Source organism: Oceanisphaera sediminis, from assembly GCF_039539745.1.
Classification (GTDB): domain Bacteria; phylum Pseudomonadota; class Gammaproteobacteria; order Enterobacterales; family Aeromonadaceae; genus Oceanimonas; species Oceanimonas sediminis.
Genome location: NZ_BAABDS010000036.1, coordinates 76,962 through 93,919, shown reverse-complemented (window position 1 = coordinate 93,919; position 16,958 = coordinate 76,962). Strand labels below are relative to the sequence as shown.

Below are 16,958 nucleotides of genomic sequence, written 5' to 3'. Positions count from 1 at the left end.
AGGTCAATCCATGACTATCTGATCACGCCCGGCGTGCTTGGCACGATACAGGGCTTGATCGGTGCGCTCCAGAGCGGAAGTGATGCTGTCGCCCTGCCGAAACAGGGTGGCACCGATGGATGCGGTGATGGTCACGCGCTCTTCTTTAAAACGGAACGGAATGTTTTTGATTTGCTCGCGCAGCTTTTCCAGTGGAACCTTGAGATGAGCGGGATCGATGTTGTTCAGCAGAACAATAAACTCTTCGCCCCCGAATCGCGCGACGAAGTCGCTTTCCCGCAATGATTGCTGGATGGTTCTGGCAATCAGACGCAAGGCCTTGTCTCCCGCCAGATGACCGTATTTATCGTTGATTTCCTTGAAGTAATCAATATCTATCAGGGCGATACACAAGGGGGCCTGATAACGAAGCCAACGACGATATTCAATTTCCAGTCGGGCATCCATACCGGCCCGGTTATGGATCTGGGTCAGGCTGTCGATAAACAGCTTTTCATTCTGTGCCCTGAGCTGTTGTCTGAAATGTACCGTTTCGCTTTTGAGCGATTGTATCTGTTGGTCCATTTCATTCATGCGTTTCAGTAATGACTGTTCGCGTTCCTGCAGCCGCTCATGTTGTACCAGAATATGGCTGATGCCGCGCATGCGCAGTTCGATTTCTTCTTTCAGGTGTTCGCTATCCTGACTGACCAGATGCTCGCCAATGGCCCTGAGCTCACCGGCGATATGCTGGCCATGGTGGGTACGGGCATCAAATAACGCCTGGCCCTCACTCAGAGAAATGGCGAAGTGGTGCTGCATTTCCCCCAGATTACTGTGGAGCTTGGTCAGAAACAGGGTGGAGTTTTTGCGCTCACATCGGCAGCCTTCGATGGTGAGCTCGATCAGACGCAGGCAAATACCCGGTAGCTGGGCGGTTTCTGTCTGCCGTGACAGTTGACGCTGTATCTTGTCCAGCTCGATGGCAACCTCGCCGGCGAAGTTGAACTCCGCAATCAGCTGCTGCAGTCGGGAACACAGTTCGTGATAGTGTTCCTGGTGTTGACTGTGCTGTTCGGTGCAGAGGTGCAGAGCGGTCTGGTAGCAGTCCAGCAGCCGCCATAATTTTTTCTCATGGCCCTCGTTGCCGTGTTTCAGTTTTGCCAGCCGGGCCTGGGTCTCGGCGGGGATGAAAGGGGATTGCTGCAGCTGTGCCGCTACCTGTTGCAGTTTATTGCCGTTGAGTTGCTGTGCACCAGACAGCCGGGTATGCCCTTGCCGCAGTCGGGCAAGCTGTTGCTCCAGCTCGGTCAATAGCCGGGACTGAACGGGTGACGCTTCCGGCTCGGACGGGACAACAAACAATTTCTGCCAATGGCTGATAAGACGACCGGCCGGCTCCGAAAATGTGCCACCGGATAGCGAGGCTGGCGACTGCTGTTCTTGTTGTTGCAGGCCGCCCAGAATGGCTTCCAGCCTGTCAATAACGGATGCCAGTTCCATTAACATCTTATTATTGTCGATATTGTCCATGGTTCACCATTACACCCTAGCGCAGAAGGGCCTGTAAAATTATATCGAGATTGCCGGCTCGGGGGCCAATGCATTCCAGTCAATCTGTTGTTTTTTATGTGAACTATTGACCTTGACCAGTCCTTTCAGAATAGCCTGAATACAGCAGTGGCGAATATCGCCATTAAAAAAAGCGGCTTGCTGACAATCAACCGCCAGCAGCTCTACCCAGGCGCGTTCACCGGTTTGTTCTGCAAGCTGGTGGGCGGCAGCCATGGCCAGATAAAGAATATCGCCCAGGCGCATGTCATCCAGGGCGTGGGGCGCCTTCGGCAGGAACGGATGCCCGATAATGCCGATGGCCATACGCTGATCGAGCCGGAATCGACAGGGAAACTCCATAAACATGCGTTCAAGGCTGGCGACCGTTTGTTGCAGCGAGTTGACCTGGCGTTGCGAAATCACGTAGATGAACTGCCCTTCGCGCAAGTCATAGATCCGGGCCTTGGGATGAATGCGTCCTTGCAGGTATTCGCCCAGCTCTTTCTGCAGGGCGGCCGCATGGGCCAACCCTATCCGCTCGCTCAGATCGACCATAAAGGGGACATGCAGCAGCAGATAATAGATTTTATCGTTAAACGGTTGTGCTTCGGCTTCGTTGAGATACCACTGCTCGGAACGTTGCTGGCGCTTGGCCATTTCCTGGGGTAAACGCAGCATCAGCTGGCGCCAGTTGGGTAAACCGGTTCTGGGCTCGAGCAACAACGATTGTTGCAGTTCGCTCTTGTCCTGCAACAGGCGGCGGCTGCGAATATAATTACGCAGCCAGCCGTAAAGCAGCAGCGGGGCAATCAGTCCCAGGCTGGTTGCAAGCAGGGTAAAGCGCCCTTTGTCTTGCTGCAGTTGTTCATTCTGCTGGCGTAGCGTGGTCAGCTCGCGTTCTTGCTGCAACTGCTGATCGCTGTCCTGCACCAGGCTCTGGGTCAGCAGCCGGTTGAGCCGGCTGGCTCGTTCGTAATAGCCATGAAAGGCCTTGTGATGAACCAGCGCCTGGGTCAGATTACCGCTGGTTTCAAACAACAGGGCCAGCAGCCGGTGGCTTTCGATCAGGCGGGGCACGTCATCCAGTTGTTCGGCCAGTTGGCGTGCCCGGTCGAGCTGTAGCAGGGCCAGGCCGTTTTCCTGTTGTTCCAGATGCAGCTGACCCAGTTGCAGCAGCGTGTCTATTTGGCGAGGAATATCCTCACTGCGCTCGAAGCTGGCCCGGGCCAGGGTCAGGTAATGGCGCGCTTCGGCATAGGTCTTCAGCAGCCGGTAGGAATGGCCGATTTCCAGATAAAGACGAGCCATCAGGGTGGCATCGCCCTGAATCTTGACCAGATCGAGCGCATTGAAAAAATAAACCAGCGCCAGGCTGGCGTCGTTACCGGCGCGAGTGACCCGGCCCAGATTCAGCAGTGAGCCTATCAGCAGGCTGGAGTTGCCCAGCAATTCGAACTCGGTGGTGGCCTGGTTGGCGTAATGTACCGCCTGTTCGCCTTTGCCCAGCGAGGCGTACAAGGTGGCCGCCTTGTCGGCGGCCATGGCCTTGAGATAGTACTGACGACGTTTGCCCAGCAGATCCAGGGTTTCCACATAGTGTGACAGCGCCAGTTCATCCTGTTGCAGCAACAGATAATATTCACCCAGCAGATAGTTGGCCCAGGCCTGCTGAATATATTCGCCTTGCTGCTGGGCCTGCACTCGAATCTGCTCGAACGCCAGCCGGGCTTCATCACCGCGGTGCTGATACAAGAGTACGCTGGCCTGCAACAGGGGCAGGGCGGCTGTCAGGGAGGGTGGGGCACTGGTCGTTAACAGGGCGCCGGCTTCATCGAGCAGGGTATCGGCCTGCTCGGTATCCTGCTTTATCAGCGCCAGCTTGGCCTTGATCATCAGGCTGGCGGCCTCGGCATCGGGCTGATGATGGCGTTTGGCGAGCTTGATGGCCTGATTGATGCTGGTATCGGCCGGTAATGTCAGGCCTTCGTTGGCCTGGCACAGGGCCTGAATTTGCCAGGCGGTCTGACTTTGCTCCCGAGTGCGATAGCGCCGGGCCAGCTCCTGGTGATCGAAGTCCTGACGCGAGTTAATCATCTGCGCCGGGTCGACTTCCTTGCGTTGCAGAAAGAAGTTGGTCAGGGCGATGCACTCGCCGGGCCGGCTCAGCATCAGCTGCCGCGCCCGTTGCAATTCAACGGGTTCGGGTTGGTACGGCGACAGCGCCGGGGCGCCTGCCAGATGCGAGACCAGGACGGCAGCAGACAGAATCACAATAACGAATACCGAATAATATGCGGATGACGCGCCAGTTTACGTAGCAGGCCGAAGGGAGTCCAGCTTCTGACGCAATCCGGCGTATTGATCGCCTGGATTCGCTTGTTACTGTCGCTGCAGACGAACATTGGCGGCCTTGCCGGCCACATTACTGCGATAGGGATTGATATCCAGGCCGCCACGACGGGTGTAACGGGCATAGACGGTCAGCTCTTTCGGCTGGCAGTGCTGCATCAGATCCATGAATATCCGCTCGACACACTGTTCATGAAACTCGTTGTGCTGGCGAAAGGACACCAGATAACGCAGCAGCGCTTCGCGGCGAATACGCGGGCCCTGATAGCGGATCATCAGGCTGCCCCAGTCCGGTTGGCCGGTGACCAGGCAGTTGGACTTGAGCAGATGGGAATGCAGCGTCTCACAAACCTCTTCGGCGTCCGTGGCGTTAATGAGCAGGTCGGCCTGGGGCTGGTAATGCTGAATCTCGATATCGAGCCCATCGATGCAGTCGCCGGGCAGCATGCCAAACTGGCTCGGCGCCGCCTGCAGTTCATACAGCTTGACCTTGACCGAGCCTTGCGCACAGAGGGTGAGATCCCGGGTCAGAATATCTTCTACCTCTTCAATACTGTCGAACCGGCTTTGATTGAAGCTGTTCAGATACAACTTGAACGACTTGGACTCGATCAGGTTGCGGCTGCCGGCGGCCACACGCACCTCGCCCATGGCGACCATGGGCTTGCCCTTGCGATTCAGCCAGGACAGTTCATAGAGGTTCCACAGATCCTCCCCGGCAAAGGGCAGGGTATCGGCGCTTAGCCCAAGATCGTCACGGTTCAGGCTGCGGGGCACGGGCTGCAACTGGCCGGCATCGTATTCACAGACGTAGCTGCTTTGCTTGCCCAGGGGAAGGTCATCCAGCGCGGTGCTGGCCTGGTATTTCTGCTCGGGTGTCATTTCGGGATCCAGTTGATAGAATGCGGGTCACTGAGCCTATTGTGAGACTTTAACATGCAAGATCAAGTGGTGATGGCGCTGGCCGAGCTGTTTGCACGCCAGCGACGACTGGGGGGCATACCGCTGGTGGATCACGACGCCGATTTTGCTTCCCCCGCCGAGCAATTACCGGCTCGGGGCGGGCGGGTTGGCTGGCAGCCCTGGCGCTTGCCCGAGCCCGGCCATTTCGACAATATTGCTACCGCGCTGGCGATGCCGGTGCACCCGGATATCAGTGCGGTGTTCGGCCATTATTATGCGGGTAATGTACCGGGCTGCTTCAAGGGGCTGTTTCTGACCCTGCTGCAGCCCTGGAATAAGCAGGATTTCGAACGACTGCAGCAAAACCAGATTGCGCACCAGCTGATGCTGCAGAAACTCAAATTACCCGCGACCTGGTTTCTGGCCACCTGTCGGGATGAACAACGGCTGGTGACCCTGGATAACGCCAGCGGCGAAGTCTTGCTGGAACGGCTGGGCAAGGGCCCCATCGGCGTGCTGGCACCGAATCTGGCCCAGTTTCTGCGCCGGCTGGAGCCCTGCGGCTAAAACAAGTAAGGAGTGAGGGGAAAGGCGTGAGGAGTAAAACAAGCGTCGAATTGACCGCTTGGCACCGAACTGCACCTCCCCCTTGGCAGCGGGGGCACAGGCATAGCGGCGGGTATTCACTAGGGGGAGGCGGGGAGGGGGTGTCAGGCCTGGGCACCGGAGCGGCAGAGTATGCAGGTATTCTGCAGTAACCCCTCCCCAGCCCTCCCCTTGCGTTGCACCCGCTATTATTCTGCGGGGGTGGTGTTCAAGGGGAGGGAGCAAGGCGACACCGTACCTGAACATTCCAATGTGCCATCGGGCTTGCGCCGCATCAATGGGCGCCCATTTTTGCCTCACGCCTCACGCTATTAACTCTTGAAATCCCAGGACAGGTTGGACACCAGCCGGCAGGGTTCGCAGACGAAGTCGAAAATCTCGTGCACCGGCTCGACCAGTCGCCACTCCTCGCCGCAATTCGGACAGGGCCGGTTGAGCTCTGCCTCCAGGCTGTCGCCACCGACCCGATACAAGTAGTAGAAGGTCGGCACCTCGGTCAGGTATTCGATGCGTTTGGCCAGATCACGACCGCGTTTGGCCAGGCGACTGTTCGGCTCGCTCAGCTCGTTCACGGCACCGTGCTCCAGAATGGAGCCGTTCATCTGCAGCTGATCACAGGCTTCCCAGTCTTCCTGCCACTTCAGTATCTGCTTGCTGTCGCCATTGGCGACCGGCGGTATGCGATACAGTGGCACCGGGGTGAAATGGTCGCCACAGCGTAGCGGCGAGCAGCTATGCAGGTAGGTGGTATACAGCAGTTGCCAACGGCGCTGCTCGCAATGATCCGTGGTATCCGAATTGAGGTCCTGGCCCCTGAGTTGCACCTTTGGGCTGGTCAGCCCGGCCTGGTGCAACTGCTCGATGGCCAGTGTCACCTGGCGGCTGTGATAACGCGGGTGCAGGCTGTCTTTTTCCGGACAGACCACCCGGGCGTTGAGCCAGCCCTGATGCATGGAGGTGGGAAATTCCCGGCCCAGGATCTGGCCGTTATAGCGCAGGGCATCGATAAACTGGCGAATGGCCGGCTCGGCCTGGGCCAGCTCTATGTCCTGGTAACAATCGAAGTTCAGTTCACAGACCCACATCAGTCGTGTTGTTCCTCTTTAAGGGCGGTTGACGACGTCAACAGGGTTTCCAGCCGGGCGACCCGGGCTTCCAGCTCGGCCACTTTAGCGGCCAGGCTGGCGTCGTGTTGCGGCTCGTCGACGGCGTTGATGGGCTCGGCCGCCGGCAGGCTGCCCGGTGACTGCTTGTAACGGCTGACCAGTTGCAGCAACTGGACCATGTTGACCGGGCCACTGACCCGAGCCTTGACGGCGGCGGTGGAGATGGCCTTGCCTTCTCGCACCAGGCTGTGAATGGCGTCGATAATATTCTGTTGGGGCATGATGGCTCCGGTGGTGTTATCTCAGGCTGGCGTTCAGCTGATCGATGATTTCGGCCCAGTCCGAGTCGTCCTGCAGCCCTTCTTTCAAAAAACCGGCCTGGGATGCGCTCCAGAAGGGGGCATCCATCAGCTCCACCTCGGGCGGCAGGCGGTGAGTGGAGAGAAAATGCTCTATGCCTTCATGGCTGGCATCCAGCCCCAGTTGCTCGAACAGTTCACTGAAAGGGTGAGTGATATGTTCCATTATCGTCTCCTTGTTACCGTCAAAATAGGGTGTGGCTGACACATGAAGCGAACACCTTGCGGCCAGGCAAGGGTCGTCCATGCATTACAGCATAGGTGACGGGGGTTCGCGCAACACCGGTACCGACACATTCAGCACGGTCAGGCTGTGCAGCCAGAGATCGCCTTCGTCGCGCTGCAGACCGTCGTGACTGAATTCGAATCGAAAGCGGGCCAGCAAGCGGCCCTTCTTCCAGACATAACGATAGCGATAGACGCTCAGCAGCTGAAATTGCTGCTGGCGGCAATAGCGCTCCAGCCAGCGACGGGCAAACTCGCTTTGACGACGAACCTGCCAGTAGCCGGCCCCCAGCAGGCAGATGGCCAGTAGCCCCAGCAGCTCAGTCACGATTACTCGCCGGCGATGAGCCTGAAAACAGGGTGCCGATGGCGTTTTTCAGCGACACGGACAGCACCGGGTTATGCAGGTTGGTCAGGATCAGCGGGCGCAGGGCCGGAATCGACACCAGCTCGGCAAACAGGCCGTTGAACAGCTCGGCATGGTGTTCGGCCAGCTGCTCCAGGTAGCTCAGCAGCAGCGCTTCGTCGGTCAGCTCCTGCCACAGTCGCGCCGCCAGGCTCAGCATCAGCGGCTGGCTCGGCGTCAGTGCAAGCAGGGTGGCGATTTTCTGGCGCCGTGCTGCGAAGGGCGCGCAACCGGCGGTGGCCCGCAGCAACAGGGCGATGCGCTCCTGATCCGGCGTCTGGCGCTCCAGCTCGGTGCTGATGCCGCGCAGCAGGTTGTCGGTCACTTCGGTGGGCTGAGGGTGATGTTCGCACTGGCTCAGCAGTGCCAGTTGTACCGGCTGCGGCAGGCTGAACAGCCGGGATGCCAGTTGCCGGCTTAACAGGGTGTCCTGATGCAGGCGTGCCGCCACATCGGCCAGCCCCTGCAAGCCCAGCTGTTGCCAGTCGTGGCGCTCGGGCGCGGCCAGATAATCGAGTACGCCCTGATAAAAGGCGGAAGGCGGTAGCTCCAGATCAAGGCTTAAGCGGGCATGAAAGGCGGCCAGCTTGTCCTGGGCGGGCTGAAAGGTAAAAGGGGTCTGGGCCAGTCGCTCTTGTTGCTCGTCGCTGAGCGGCGCACTCGGGTCCTGCCCCAGTTGCTCGACCAGTGCCGCCAGGAAGTGTTTGACCGCGGCATTGTTGAACAGGCCGCGTTCGTCCAGCGGCAGCTTGAGAAACCAGACATAGGGCTGAGGCTGGTCTTGGCGCTGCCAGTAGCATACCGCCAGCCAGGCATGGCGTTGCAATGGCCAGGGATAAGGGCGTTGCCCCGCTTCGATGGCGGCAAAGTCGTCCTGGCGCAGCGGCTGCAGGCGGCGGCCCAGATCGTAAAGGCGAAACTCGGTGCCTGCCTGGGTTAAAAATTCACTCAAGGTATCTATTTGCATCGGCTTCTCCTGTCGTACCGGGGCGAATTATAGGGAGTCACAGGCCAAGATGGTATAGTAGCCGGGTGTTTAAAGAGGATGTTATCCATGTCTGCCGAACCCCAAACCTTGTTGTATGCCATTGAACGGGAACTGAAAGCCCTGTCATGGTGGGAAAGTGTGCCGCCGTCAGCCCAGGCGCTGGCCAGTACCGAGCCGTTTTGTCTGGATACCCTGAGTTTTGCCCAGTGGCTGCAATTTGTGCTGTTGCCGCGGCTGCAGGCGATGATTGATGCCGGTGCGCCGCTGCCGAGCCGGATTGCCCTCTACCCCATGGCGACCGAAAGCTTCAAAGTGCTGCCCGAAGACACCGGCGCGCTGGAAGAGACCATCGCCCATCTGGACGAAGCCCTGTCCGGCCAGCCGGTGCGGCGCCAGGCATGAGCGTTGACATCATCCATGAAGACGAGTCGCTGGTGGCCATCAACAAGGATGCCGGTTTGCTGGTGCATCGCAGCTGGCTGGACAAGGGGGAAACCCGTTTTGCCATGCAGCTGACCCGGGACGCCGTGGGCTGCCATGTGTTTCCGGTACACCGGCTCGACCGACCCACCTCGGGGGTTCTGCTGTTTGCCAAGAGCGCCGAGGTGGCCCGCACCCTGACCGAGGCCTTCGGTGAACGCCGGGTCGACAAGCAGTATCTGGCGGTGGTGCGCGGCTATATGCCGGAGCAGGGTACACTCGACTATGCCCTGAGCCACCAGCTGGACGACATTGCCGACAAGTTTTCCGATACCGACAAGCCGCCGCAGCCGGCGGTCACCCACTGGCAGGCGCTGGCGCAGACTGAGCTGCCCTTTGCGGTGTCGAAGAAGCACGACACCAGTCGCTACAGCCTGGTGCGGCTCGCTCCGGAAACCGGGCGCAAGCACCAGCTTAGACGGCACATGGCGCACCTGTTTCATCCCATCGTCGGCGATACCACCCATGGCGATGGCCGCCACAATCGCTTCTTTCGTCAGCAATACGGCTGTGAGCGGATGATGCTGCATGCCAACCGACTGACCCTGACCCATCCGGTCAGTGGCGCACCGCTGCAGCTGGAAGCCGGGCTGGATGCACACTGGCTGCGACTGGCGGATGAATTTGACTGGCAAACGGCACTCGATTAACGGAAACGACTCGGGTTATCATCTATTTTCAATAGCTTGGATATAGCGTTCTTCATACTCGGTGCATGAACAGGAGTGAAAATGGCGGCAGTAGATATCATTATCGGCAGTGTATACGGCTCGGCGGTGCTGGTGGCCGAGACCCTGGAGCAGGCGTTGACCGAGGCGGGGCATCGGGTGCAATTGCATGAAGACGCCATGCTGGCGGATCTGGATACCGAGCATTTCTGGCTGGTCGTCACCTCCACCACGGGGCAGGGCGATCTGCCGCCCAATCTGTTGCCACTGTTTGAAGAGATGCGTGAATGCTGCCCGCCCATGCCCCAGTTGCGCTATGCGCTGGTGGCGCTGGGTGACAGCAGCTACGACAACTTCTGCGGCGGCGGTCGCCAGTTTGACGAGTTGCTGCAAGAGTTGCAGGCGCAGGCGGTAGTCAAGAGGCTACAGCTGGACGCCACCGAAACCCTGGAGCCGGAAGAGCCAGCACTGGTCTGGCTGAAAGGCTGGATGGCACAGATCTGACAACTAATACCAATCCCGAACAAAGGGCCCGCTCCGCCGACCCGCTCAAGCACCTCCATGTGACGCTCAGCACATGACATCTGACCGCCACGGACGGCGGGAATGCCGAAATGGCAGGAGCACTTTTCGGCCCTGTCATGTGATGGTCGGCTGAGCAGATCCCTTTGTTCTCCTTGATGCTTCGGAGTCTACTGCCGGCAACGCTTGCAGAAAGCTCCGTGTTCAAGGAGAGGTAACAGAGATCGGCTCCCACGACCGTGAAATGCCAGGGATGGCATTTCACGAGCTCCCATGGATGGGTTTATGGCGTGTCGTGGGAGATGACTCTGTTGCCTCTGGGGTACAACACCGAAGTCTGATCAGATACTGAATGTAATTGGTATTACTGCTTACGGATACCGTCGGCCTCGATCAGGATCTTGCCCTGCTTGTACAAGCCGCCGATGGCCTTCTTGAAGGTGCCCTTGCTGATGCCGAACAGGCGAAAGATGGTGTCGGGATCGGTCTTGTCGTTGACCTTCATGGCGCCACCGGCCATCTCCAGCTTGTCGAGCACCGCCTGCGCCGCATCGTCTACCTTGCCGGCACCGGGCTTGAACAGGGTCAGATCGATCTTTCCATCGTCACGAACCTGCTTGATGTAGCCTTTGGTGGTCAATCCTGTCGGCACCCGGCCGGCGATATCTGACTTGAATACCAGCCCCCAGAAACGGTTATCGACCACCGCCTTGAAACCCAGCGGCGTATGCTCGGCAATGAGCAGGTCCACTTCCTGATCGGGGCGATAGGGCGGCAGCTCACGGCTGAGAAAACTGTCCAGCTTGCTGCTGGCCACCATGCGGCCTTCATGATCCAGATACAGGTAGACCACATAGTTGCGACCTTCCTGCATGGGCTGCGACTGGCTACGCTGAGGCACGAAGATGTCTTTTTTCATGCCCCAGTCGAGAAAGGCGCCCAGGCGATTAATGGTAACCACTTTCAGCGAGGCGAACTGGCCGACCCGCGCCTTGGGCTTGTCGGTGGTGATCACCGGCGCCTGATCCGAGTCCAGATAGATAAATACCGCTATCTCATCACCGGGCTGACAACCGGCAGGTAACTGACGACGGGGCAAAAAGGCCTCGCCGTATTCTCCGGCATCCAGCCAGCCGCCTTTATCGTCCAGTCGCAACAGGGGCAGGGTGTTATTATCGCCAAGCTTGATCATGAGAATTACCGTATTCGTAAAAGAACCGATCTTAGCCTGACCGGGCGATAAAGACCACCGTTGTTCACCATGACACTTGATACTCTGATATGTGGTTAAGCTTTTAAATTCAATGAATTATGAGTTACCCATTGCAGGTGGCGACAAAAATACTGCTACACTGCAGAAATTGAGCGGTCGCATTGATGGTTAAAGATAATACGTGATTCTGACAGGGCTACAGTACACACTTCCAGGCAGCTACTCCGCCATGATCAGGAGCCGAAAATAGTATGACCCCATCACAGATCACCATCCTTGTCATTCTGGTTGCCACCGTGCTGATGTTTCTGTGGGGCCGTTGGCGTCACGACATGGTGGCGGCGGGGGCCTTGCTGGCCTGTATTATAACCGGGCTGGTACCGGCCGAGATTGCCTTTGACGGACTCAGTCATCCGGCCGTGATCACCGTGGCCTGCGTGCTGGTGCTGAGCAAGGGCCTGCAGATCTCCGGGGCCGTCGATGTACTGACCCGGCTGCTGTTACCGTCCCAGGCCGGTCCTACCCTCTCTATTGCTGCCCTGACCGGGCTGGGCGCCATACTGTCTGCCTTCATGAACAACGTCGGTGCCTTGGCGCTGTTGATGCCGGTGGCGATTCAGATGGCCCGCCGTCAGAAATTGTCATCCGGAAAGGTGCTGATGCCGCTGTCCTTTGGCACCATTTTGGGCGGCATGACCACCCTGATTGGTACGCCGCCCAACCTGATTGTGTCCGGTTTTCGCCAGGCCAGCGGCGAGGGCATGTTCGGCATGTTCGATTTCACCCCGGTGGGATTGACGGTGGCTACGGTAGGGGTCGGTTTCGTGGCCCTGATCGGCTGGCGTATCGTGCCGGGACGCAAGCAGTCGGGTGCCGAGGCCTTCGACTCGGGCGCCTATATTACCGAGGCGCGGGTGCCGGCCGGTTGCAAGGCCGAAGGCATGACCCTGCGAGAAATAGAGCTGGCGCTGGTGGAGGCGGATGCGCAGGTGCTGGGGTTGGTTCGCAACGAGGTGCGGGTAACACCGCCCAGTCCGCGCCGCCGGGCCCGGGCCGGTGACATTCTGATGCTGGAGGCGGAAGTGGAAGCGCTGCCTCATGCGCTGTCCAGCCTGGGGCTTAAACTGGAAGAGGCCAAGGCAACCCGAGAAGAAAAAGAGAAAGAAAAAGGGAAAGAAAAAGAGAAAACCAAAGACAGTGGCAACGCCGAGGCCCAGATCATGCCCGCGGCTGCCAAACAGAATGAAGAAGACAACGGCGAGGGCAGCGGATCGGATGCATCCGATGAAGTGGTGCTGATGGAGCTGGTGATACTGCCGAGCTCCGGGCTGCTGGGACGCACGGCAACAGGCATTCAGCTGCGAACCCGCTATGGCGTGAATCTGCTGGCGGTATCACGTCAGGGCCAGCGTTCGGTCAAGCGGCTGCGGGCCCTGCCCTTCAGGGCCGGTGACTTGCTGATGATGCAGGGCGGGCCGGAAGCCATCGCCGAATTTGCCTCCAGCACCGGTTGTGTACCGCTGGCCGAGCGTGACCTGCGCATACCCGATAAGCGCAAGGCGCTGATGGCCACCGGCATCATGGCGGCATCGGTTGCTGCCGCGGCGCTTGGGCTGCTGCCGGCGGCGGTGGCTTTTTCCGCCGGCGTGCTGGCGTCCATGGTGCTGCGCACCGTGCCCCCTCGTTCGGTGTATACCGCCGTCGACTGGCCGGTGGTGGTACTGCTGGCCGCCCTGATCCCGGTCGCTCAGGCGATGGAGTCCACCGGTACCGCCCAGTTGATTGCCAACCTGCTGTTGAACGAGGTGGCCCAGGGGCATGAAGTGGTGGCGCTGGTGTTGATTCTGGTGGTGACCATGAACCTGTCGGATCTGATGAACAATGCGGCGACGGCGGCGGTGATGTGCCCCATCGCCATCGGTACTGCCAACCAGCTGGGTGTGAGCATGGATCCCTTTCTGATGGCGGTGGCCATCGGCGGCTCCTGTGCCTTTCTGACGCCGATTGGACACCAGAACAATACCCTGATCCTGGGGCCGGGGGGCTTTCGCTTCGGCGACTACTGGCGCCTGGGACTGCCGCTGGATTTGTTGGTAATACTGGTCACGGTCCCTATGTTATTGTGGGTATGGCCGTTGTAACGGAACCGAATGGATAAGGAAGGAGATAACGATGCAGAATGAATTGAATAATAAAATCGTGCTGGAGGTCTTCGACAAGATTCAGCGTTTTGGTGAACCTCATGAAGATGGTCATATTCTGGATGGCGTGGTGGCGAGCAGTGACTTTGACGGTTACAGCGTGGTGTTGTCCGGCAGCGGGGTGACCTTGCAGTTGAACTTTCACCAGAGTTATCGTTTCGATTACAGCACCGACAAACTCAAAGATCAGTTCATGGCGAAGATTGATTATATTCATCACCATTACAACGATCGTCAGCAAGACAACTGATACCAATCTGAATAAAGATCTGATCTTCTCAAGTCCGAACTCAGAGGCAACACAGCCGGCTCTCACGACACGCCGTAAACTCGTCCCTGAGGGCTCGGAAATGCCATCCCTGGCATTTCACGGTCGTGGGAGCTCGTCTCTGTTGCCTCTTTCTGAGCCCCGAGTTGCTTGCAGACAGTGCCAACAGATGACTCTGTAGCATCAAGGAGGACAAAGGGATCTGCTCAGCCGACCATCCGCACTACGGATGGTGCGGCTGAGCCCCCAAGGAGGGGTTCACGGCGAGTCGGCGGAGCGGACCCTTTGCCCTACTTTTGCAAAGCAACCGAATAGATCAGTTATTTAATCAGTTTGGTATGACTCGTGCTCTCGTGCACGAGCAGCAAAAATCCAACCCGATCACCCAAAAAGGGCAATCGGGTTGGATTGAATCGTCTTAGCCTACCATGCGAGCCCGTACGGTACGGCCCTTGATTTTACCCTGCTGCAAGTGCTTCAGCGCCTGTTTGGCCACATCTCTGTGTACCGCCACGTAAGACTGCATCTCGGAGATATCAATCTTGCCCACCTGAGCACCGGCAATACCGGCCTCACCGGTGAGGGCGCCCAGAATGTCGCCGGCGCGAATCTTGCTTTTGCGACCGCCGGCGATATTGAGGGTGACCATTTCCGGCTGCAGCGGCGCCGTGTTGCCGTTCAGGTCGGCCAGGGATCCCTGCACTATGGGCGCCTGCTGATATTGCTCGATCATGTTGACCCTATAGGCCTCCTGCGGGCTGTACAGGCTGAGCGCCAGACCCTGCTGGCCGGCACGACCGGTGCGGCCGACACGATGCACGTGTACTTCCGGATCCTGGGTGATGTCGTAGTTGATGACCGCCGCCAGCTCCTTGATATCCAGACCGCGGGCCGCCACGTCGGTGGCTACCAGAATATTGGCGCTGCCGTTGGCGAAGCGGATCAGTACCTGATCCCGCTCGCGCTGTTCCAGATCACCATTCAACGCCAGGGCGGAAAAGCCCAGGGTGGTCAGGTGCTCGGCCACTTCCTGACAGGCGCGTTTGGTGTTGCAGAACACCACCGCCGAGCGCGGCGCATAGTGGGCGAGCAGGGTGGCCAGCGCCTGCTTGCGCAAGTTGGGTACCACTTCGAACAACAGCTGGACTATGGTATCGCCACGAAACTCGTCGGCGACCGATACTCGCTCCGGTTGTTGCTGCAGGCCGCGACTCAGCTCGGCGATGCCTTCGGGATAGGTGGCCGAAAACAGCAGGGTCTGGCGTGTTTTGGGCGCGAACGCCACCACCCGTTCAATGTCGTCGACAAAGCCCATGTCCAGCATGCGATCCGCTTCGTCCAGTACCAGGGTGTTGAGGTCGTCCAGCACCAGGCTGCCCTGTTCCAGATGCTTGAGGATGCGACCCGGGGTGCCGACCACGATGTGGGCGCCGAATTCGAGCGAGGCGGTCTGTGCCGCGGTGGGTGAGCCACCGCAAAGCGCCACCAGCTTGACGTTGGCCATGGCCCGGGCCAGACGACGCAGCTCGCGGGCGACCTGATCGGCCAGCTCGCGGGTAGGGCAGAGCACCATGGTTTGTACGCCCATGCGGTTGACGTCGAGACGAGCCAGTAACGCCAGGCCAAAGGCGACGGTTTTACCGCTGCCGGTGCTGGCCTGGGCGATGACGTCTTTGCCTTCCAGCATCAGCGGCAGGCTCTGGGCCTGAATCGGGGTCATCCGGGTGTATTCCAGGCTGGTCAGGTTGGCGATCAGCGACGGGTCCAGGGACAGGGTGGAAAATTCGGTGTTGGTCACGGGGAAGCTCTTGATATCGAATAAAATAAATAGGGGCGCACTAAGGCCAACAGACCCTGAGGCGGGGCCGCATCATAGCAGAAAAGCGACGGGGATGGTGTTTTTTGGCCATTAGTTAAACAAAAAGCCCTCGCATGCGAGGGCTTTGCTGTCTTGCGATCTTGCTTGGTTGCTTGGTTGCTTGGTTGCTTAGTTGTGCTTGTGCAGCTCGGCGTTCAGCTCGACGGCAGACTTGTTGGTTTTCACCTCGATGCGGCCGTTCTGGGAGTTGCGACGGAACAAGAGGTCGGATTTACCGGCCAGCTCGGCAGCCTTAACCGTTTGCACTTCCTGATTCTGGTCGTCCAGCACGGTTACCTTGGCACCGGCGGTGATGTAGAGACCGGATTCGATGGTGCAGCGATCGCCCAGCGGGATACCCAGGCCGGCGTTGGCGCCCAGCAGGCAGCCTTCGCCTACAGAGATGATAATGTTGCCGCCACCGGACAGGGTGCCCATGGTGGAACAACCGCCGCCCAGATCGGAGCCGTTACCGACGATCACACCGGCAGAGATGCGCCCTTCGACCATACTGACACCCAGGGTACCGGCGTTGAAGTTGATGAAACCTTCATGCATGACGGTGGTGCCTTCGCCCACGTGTGCACCCAGACGAATACGGGAGGCATCGCCGATGCGCACGCCGGCCGGCACCACGTAGTCGGTCATTTTCGGGAACTTGTCGACAGAATTAACGCTGATGGTGCGACCCTGTGCACGGGCTGTCAGCTGACGCCTGGCCAGCTCGTCGACCGCGATGGCACCTTCCGAGGTCCAGGCCACGTTGGGCAGCAGGCCGAACATACCGGACAAGTCCAGACCGTGCGGCTTGACCAGACGGTGGGACAGCAGCGCCAGCTTCAGATAAACCTCGGCGGTGCTGGTGGGGGCGGCGTCGGTTTCCAGAATGGTCACCACCAGCGGCTGGCTGGTACCTTCCAGAACCTTGACGATGTCGGCCTGCTCTTGAGCGTCCACAGACAGGAAAGCCGCTTCCAGGGAGTTCAGTTGCGCGGCGCTGATCTCGATTGCGGCGTTGCCGCCCTGGTAACCGATTTTCGCAGCGACTGCGTTAACCAGTGCGTCATTAGCGTTCAGCAGTGGCAGGTTGTAGTAAACCTCCAGCCATTCACCTTTGGCGGACTTGGTGCCCACACCCAGACCGAAAGCAAAGTGTGCCATCGTGGTAACTCCGTTTATTTGGTTTGAACTCGTAATCGGCTGGCGCGTACCGCGACCAGCCGGGTGTTAATCAGTTGCAGGCCGAGCCCGACTGTTTCGTTGAACCATTCAG

The 16,958-nt window shown here is 58.9% G+C and carries 17 protein-coding genes; 6 read left to right on the top strand and 11 right to left on the bottom strand.

The genetic code is table 11. The features are described from left to right. Window positions 1–3: 3 nt before the first annotated feature. The 3 genes from ABD827_RS11610 to queF form a co-directional block, all read right to left on the bottom strand. Window positions 4–1,482, bottom strand: a complete 1,479-nt coding sequence (locus tag ABD827_RS11610; RefSeq protein ID WP_344964924.1) for a GGDEF domain-containing protein — start codon at window positions 1,480–1,482, stop codon at window positions 4–6. A 69-nt stretch (window positions 1,483–1,551) separates the two neighbouring features. Further along, window positions 1,552–3,804, bottom strand: a complete 2,253-nt coding sequence (locus ABD827_RS11605) for a GGDEF domain-containing protein (protein WP_344964922.1) — start codon at window positions 3,802–3,804, stop codon at window positions 1,552–1,554. Window positions 3,805–3,912: 108 nt separating this feature from the next. Further along, on the bottom strand, window positions 3,913–4,764 hold the full coding sequence (gene queF / locus ABD827_RS11600; RefSeq protein WP_344964921.1) for an NADPH-dependent 7-cyano-7-deazaguanine reductase QueF: 852 nt from the start codon (window positions 4,762–4,764) through the stop codon (window positions 3,913–3,915). Window positions 4,765–4,818: 54 nt separating this feature from the next. Here queF and ABD827_RS11595 point away from each other — a divergent pair, with 54 nt between their 5' ends. Further along, window positions 4,819–5,352 carry a SecY-interacting protein Syd gene (locus ABD827_RS11595; RefSeq protein ID WP_298718135.1) on the top strand — a complete coding sequence of 178 codons (534 nt, stop codon included), beginning with the start codon at window positions 4,819–4,821 and terminating at the stop codon, window positions 5,350–5,352. Window positions 5,353–5,702: 350 nt separating this feature from the next. Here the strand turns inward: ABD827_RS11595 and ABD827_RS11590 are convergent, their stop codons facing one another. From ABD827_RS11590 to ABD827_RS11570, 5 genes are all read right to left on the bottom strand, one after another. Further along, entirely contained in the window at window positions 5,703–6,476 is a 774-nt protein-coding gene (locus ABD827_RS11590; protein WP_344964920.1) for a Zn-ribbon-containing protein, read from the bottom strand. Continuing rightward, complete coding sequence (locus tag ABD827_RS11585) at window positions 6,476–6,778, bottom strand: hypothetical protein (RefSeq protein ID WP_344964919.1); 303 nt, start codon at window positions 6,776–6,778, stop codon at window positions 6,476–6,478. The genes ABD827_RS11590 and ABD827_RS11585 overlap by 1 nt, the downstream gene beginning before the upstream one ends. 16 nt (window positions 6,779–6,794) lie before the next feature. Next, window positions 6,795–7,022: a DUF2789 domain-containing protein gene (locus ABD827_RS11580; RefSeq protein WP_298718141.1), complete on the bottom strand. Its 228-nt coding sequence runs from the start codon at window positions 7,020–7,022 to the stop codon at window positions 6,795–6,797. An 84-nt stretch (window positions 7,023–7,106) separates the two neighbouring features. After that, window positions 7,107–7,409 carry a DUF3301 domain-containing protein gene (locus ABD827_RS11575; protein WP_298718143.1) on the bottom strand — a complete coding sequence of 101 codons (303 nt, stop codon included), beginning with the start codon at window positions 7,407–7,409 and terminating at the stop codon, window positions 7,107–7,109. Beyond that, window positions 7,402–8,454 (bottom strand): DUF3549 family protein, encoded by a 1,053-nt coding sequence (locus ABD827_RS11570; protein ID WP_344964918.1) that lies wholly within the window; start codon window positions 8,452–8,454, stop codon window positions 7,402–7,404. The genes ABD827_RS11575 and ABD827_RS11570 overlap by 8 nt, the downstream gene beginning before the upstream one ends. 87 nt (window positions 8,455–8,541) lie before the next feature. On the opposite strand from ABD827_RS11570, the gene ABD827_RS11565 reads away from it, so the two are divergent. The 3 genes from ABD827_RS11565 (at window position 8,542) to ABD827_RS11555 (ending at window position 10,127) form a co-directional block, all read left to right on the top strand. Further along, window positions 8,542–8,877 carry a YqcC family protein gene (locus tag ABD827_RS11565; RefSeq protein ID WP_298718147.1) on the top strand — a complete coding sequence of 112 codons (336 nt, stop codon included), beginning with the start codon at window positions 8,542–8,544 and terminating at the stop codon, window positions 8,875–8,877. Next, window positions 8,874–9,605, top strand: coding sequence for a tRNA pseudouridine(65) synthase TruC (gene truC, locus ABD827_RS11560; protein ID WP_344964917.1), 732 nt, complete (start codon window positions 8,874–8,876; stop codon window positions 9,603–9,605). Before ABD827_RS11565 ends, truC begins: the two co-directional genes overlap by 4 nt. Before the next feature lie 81 nt (window positions 9,606–9,686). Next, window positions 9,687–10,127 (top strand): flavodoxin, encoded by a 441-nt coding sequence (locus ABD827_RS11555; protein ID WP_344964916.1) that lies wholly within the window; start codon window positions 9,687–9,689, stop codon window positions 10,125–10,127. 382 nt (window positions 10,128–10,509) lie between these two features. Here the strand turns inward: ABD827_RS11555 and ABD827_RS11550 are convergent, their stop codons facing one another. Further along, window positions 10,510–11,337 (bottom strand): CvfB family protein, encoded by an 828-nt coding sequence (locus ABD827_RS11550; protein WP_298718153.1) that lies wholly within the window; start codon window positions 11,335–11,337, stop codon window positions 10,510–10,512. Window positions 11,338–11,609: 272 nt separating this feature from the next. On the opposite strand from ABD827_RS11550, the gene ABD827_RS11545 reads away from it, so the two are divergent. Together ABD827_RS11545 and ABD827_RS11540 are read left to right on the top strand one after the other, a co-directional pair. Further along, entirely contained in the window at window positions 11,610–13,499 is a 1,890-nt protein-coding gene (locus ABD827_RS11545; RefSeq protein WP_344964915.1) for an SLC13 family permease, read from the top strand. Between the two features lie 31 nt (window positions 13,500–13,530). Beyond that, on the top strand, window positions 13,531–13,809 hold the full coding sequence (locus ABD827_RS11540; RefSeq protein WP_298719333.1) for a DUF3081 family protein: 279 nt from the start codon (window positions 13,531–13,533) through the stop codon (window positions 13,807–13,809). Between the two features lie 436 nt (window positions 13,810–14,245). On the opposite strand, the gene dbpA is transcribed toward ABD827_RS11540, so the two are convergent. Next, a complete protein-coding gene (dbpA, locus tag ABD827_RS11535) occupies window positions 14,246–15,625 on the bottom strand; it encodes an ATP-dependent RNA helicase DbpA (protein WP_344964914.1) in 1,380 nt (459 codons plus the stop codon). Window positions 15,626–15,814: 189 nt separating this feature from the next. Continuing rightward, window positions 15,815–16,846, bottom strand: a complete 1,032-nt coding sequence (gene dapD, locus ABD827_RS11530) for a 2,3,4,5-tetrahydropyridine-2,6-dicarboxylate N-succinyltransferase (protein ID WP_344964913.1) — start codon at window positions 16,844–16,846, stop codon at window positions 15,815–15,817. Between the last annotated feature and the right edge of the window lie 112 nt (window positions 16,847–16,958).

What these genes read in the sequence shown, in the direction of transcription:
- ABD827_RS11570 (WP_344964918.1), bottom strand. Translation starts at nt 8,454, where the DNA reads ATGCAAATAGATACCTTGAGTGAATTTTTAACCCAGGCAGGCACCGAG.
- ABD827_RS11590 (WP_344964920.1), bottom strand. Translation starts at nt 6,476, where the DNA reads ATGTGGGTCTGTGAACTGAACTTCGATTGTTACCAGGACATAGAGCTG.
- ABD827_RS11540 (WP_298719333.1), top strand. Translation starts at nt 13,531, where the DNA reads ATGCAGAATGAATTGAATAATAAAATCGTGCTGGAGGTCTTCGACAAG.
- ABD827_RS11595 (WP_298718135.1), top strand. Translation starts at nt 4,819, where the DNA reads ATGCAAGATCAAGTGGTGATGGCGCTGGCCGAGCTGTTTGCACGCCAG.
- ABD827_RS11565 (WP_298718147.1), top strand. Translation starts at nt 8,542, where the DNA reads ATGTCTGCCGAACCCCAAACCTTGTTGTATGCCATTGAACGGGAACTG.
- queF (WP_344964921.1), bottom strand. Translation starts at nt 4,764, where the DNA reads ATGACACCCGAGCAGAAATACCAGGCCAGCACCGCGCTGGATGACCTT.
- ABD827_RS11585 (WP_344964919.1), bottom strand. Translation starts at nt 6,778, where the DNA reads ATGCCCCAACAGAATATTATCGACGCCATTCACAGCCTGGTGCGAGAA.
- ABD827_RS11580 (WP_298718141.1), bottom strand. Translation starts at nt 7,022, where the DNA reads ATGGAACATATCACTCACCCTTTCAGTGAACTGTTCGAGCAACTGGGG.
- truC (WP_344964917.1), top strand. Translation starts at nt 8,874, where the DNA reads ATGAGCGTTGACATCATCCATGAAGACGAGTCGCTGGTGGCCATCAAC.
- ABD827_RS11550 (WP_298718153.1), bottom strand. Translation starts at nt 11,337, where the DNA reads ATGATCAAGCTTGGCGATAATAACACCCTGCCCCTGTTGCGACTGGAC.
- ABD827_RS11545 (WP_344964915.1), top strand. Translation starts at nt 11,610, where the DNA reads ATGACCCCATCACAGATCACCATCCTTGTCATTCTGGTTGCCACCGTG.
- dapD (WP_344964913.1), bottom strand. Translation starts at nt 16,846, where the DNA reads ATGGCACACTTTGCTTTCGGTCTGGGTGTGGGCACCAAGTCCGCCAAA.
- ABD827_RS11555 (WP_344964916.1), top strand. Translation starts at nt 9,687, where the DNA reads ATGGCGGCAGTAGATATCATTATCGGCAGTGTATACGGCTCGGCGGTG.
- ABD827_RS11610 (WP_344964924.1), bottom strand. Translation starts at nt 1,482, where the DNA reads ATGGAACTGGCATCCGTTATTGACAGGCTGGAAGCCATTCTGGGCGGC.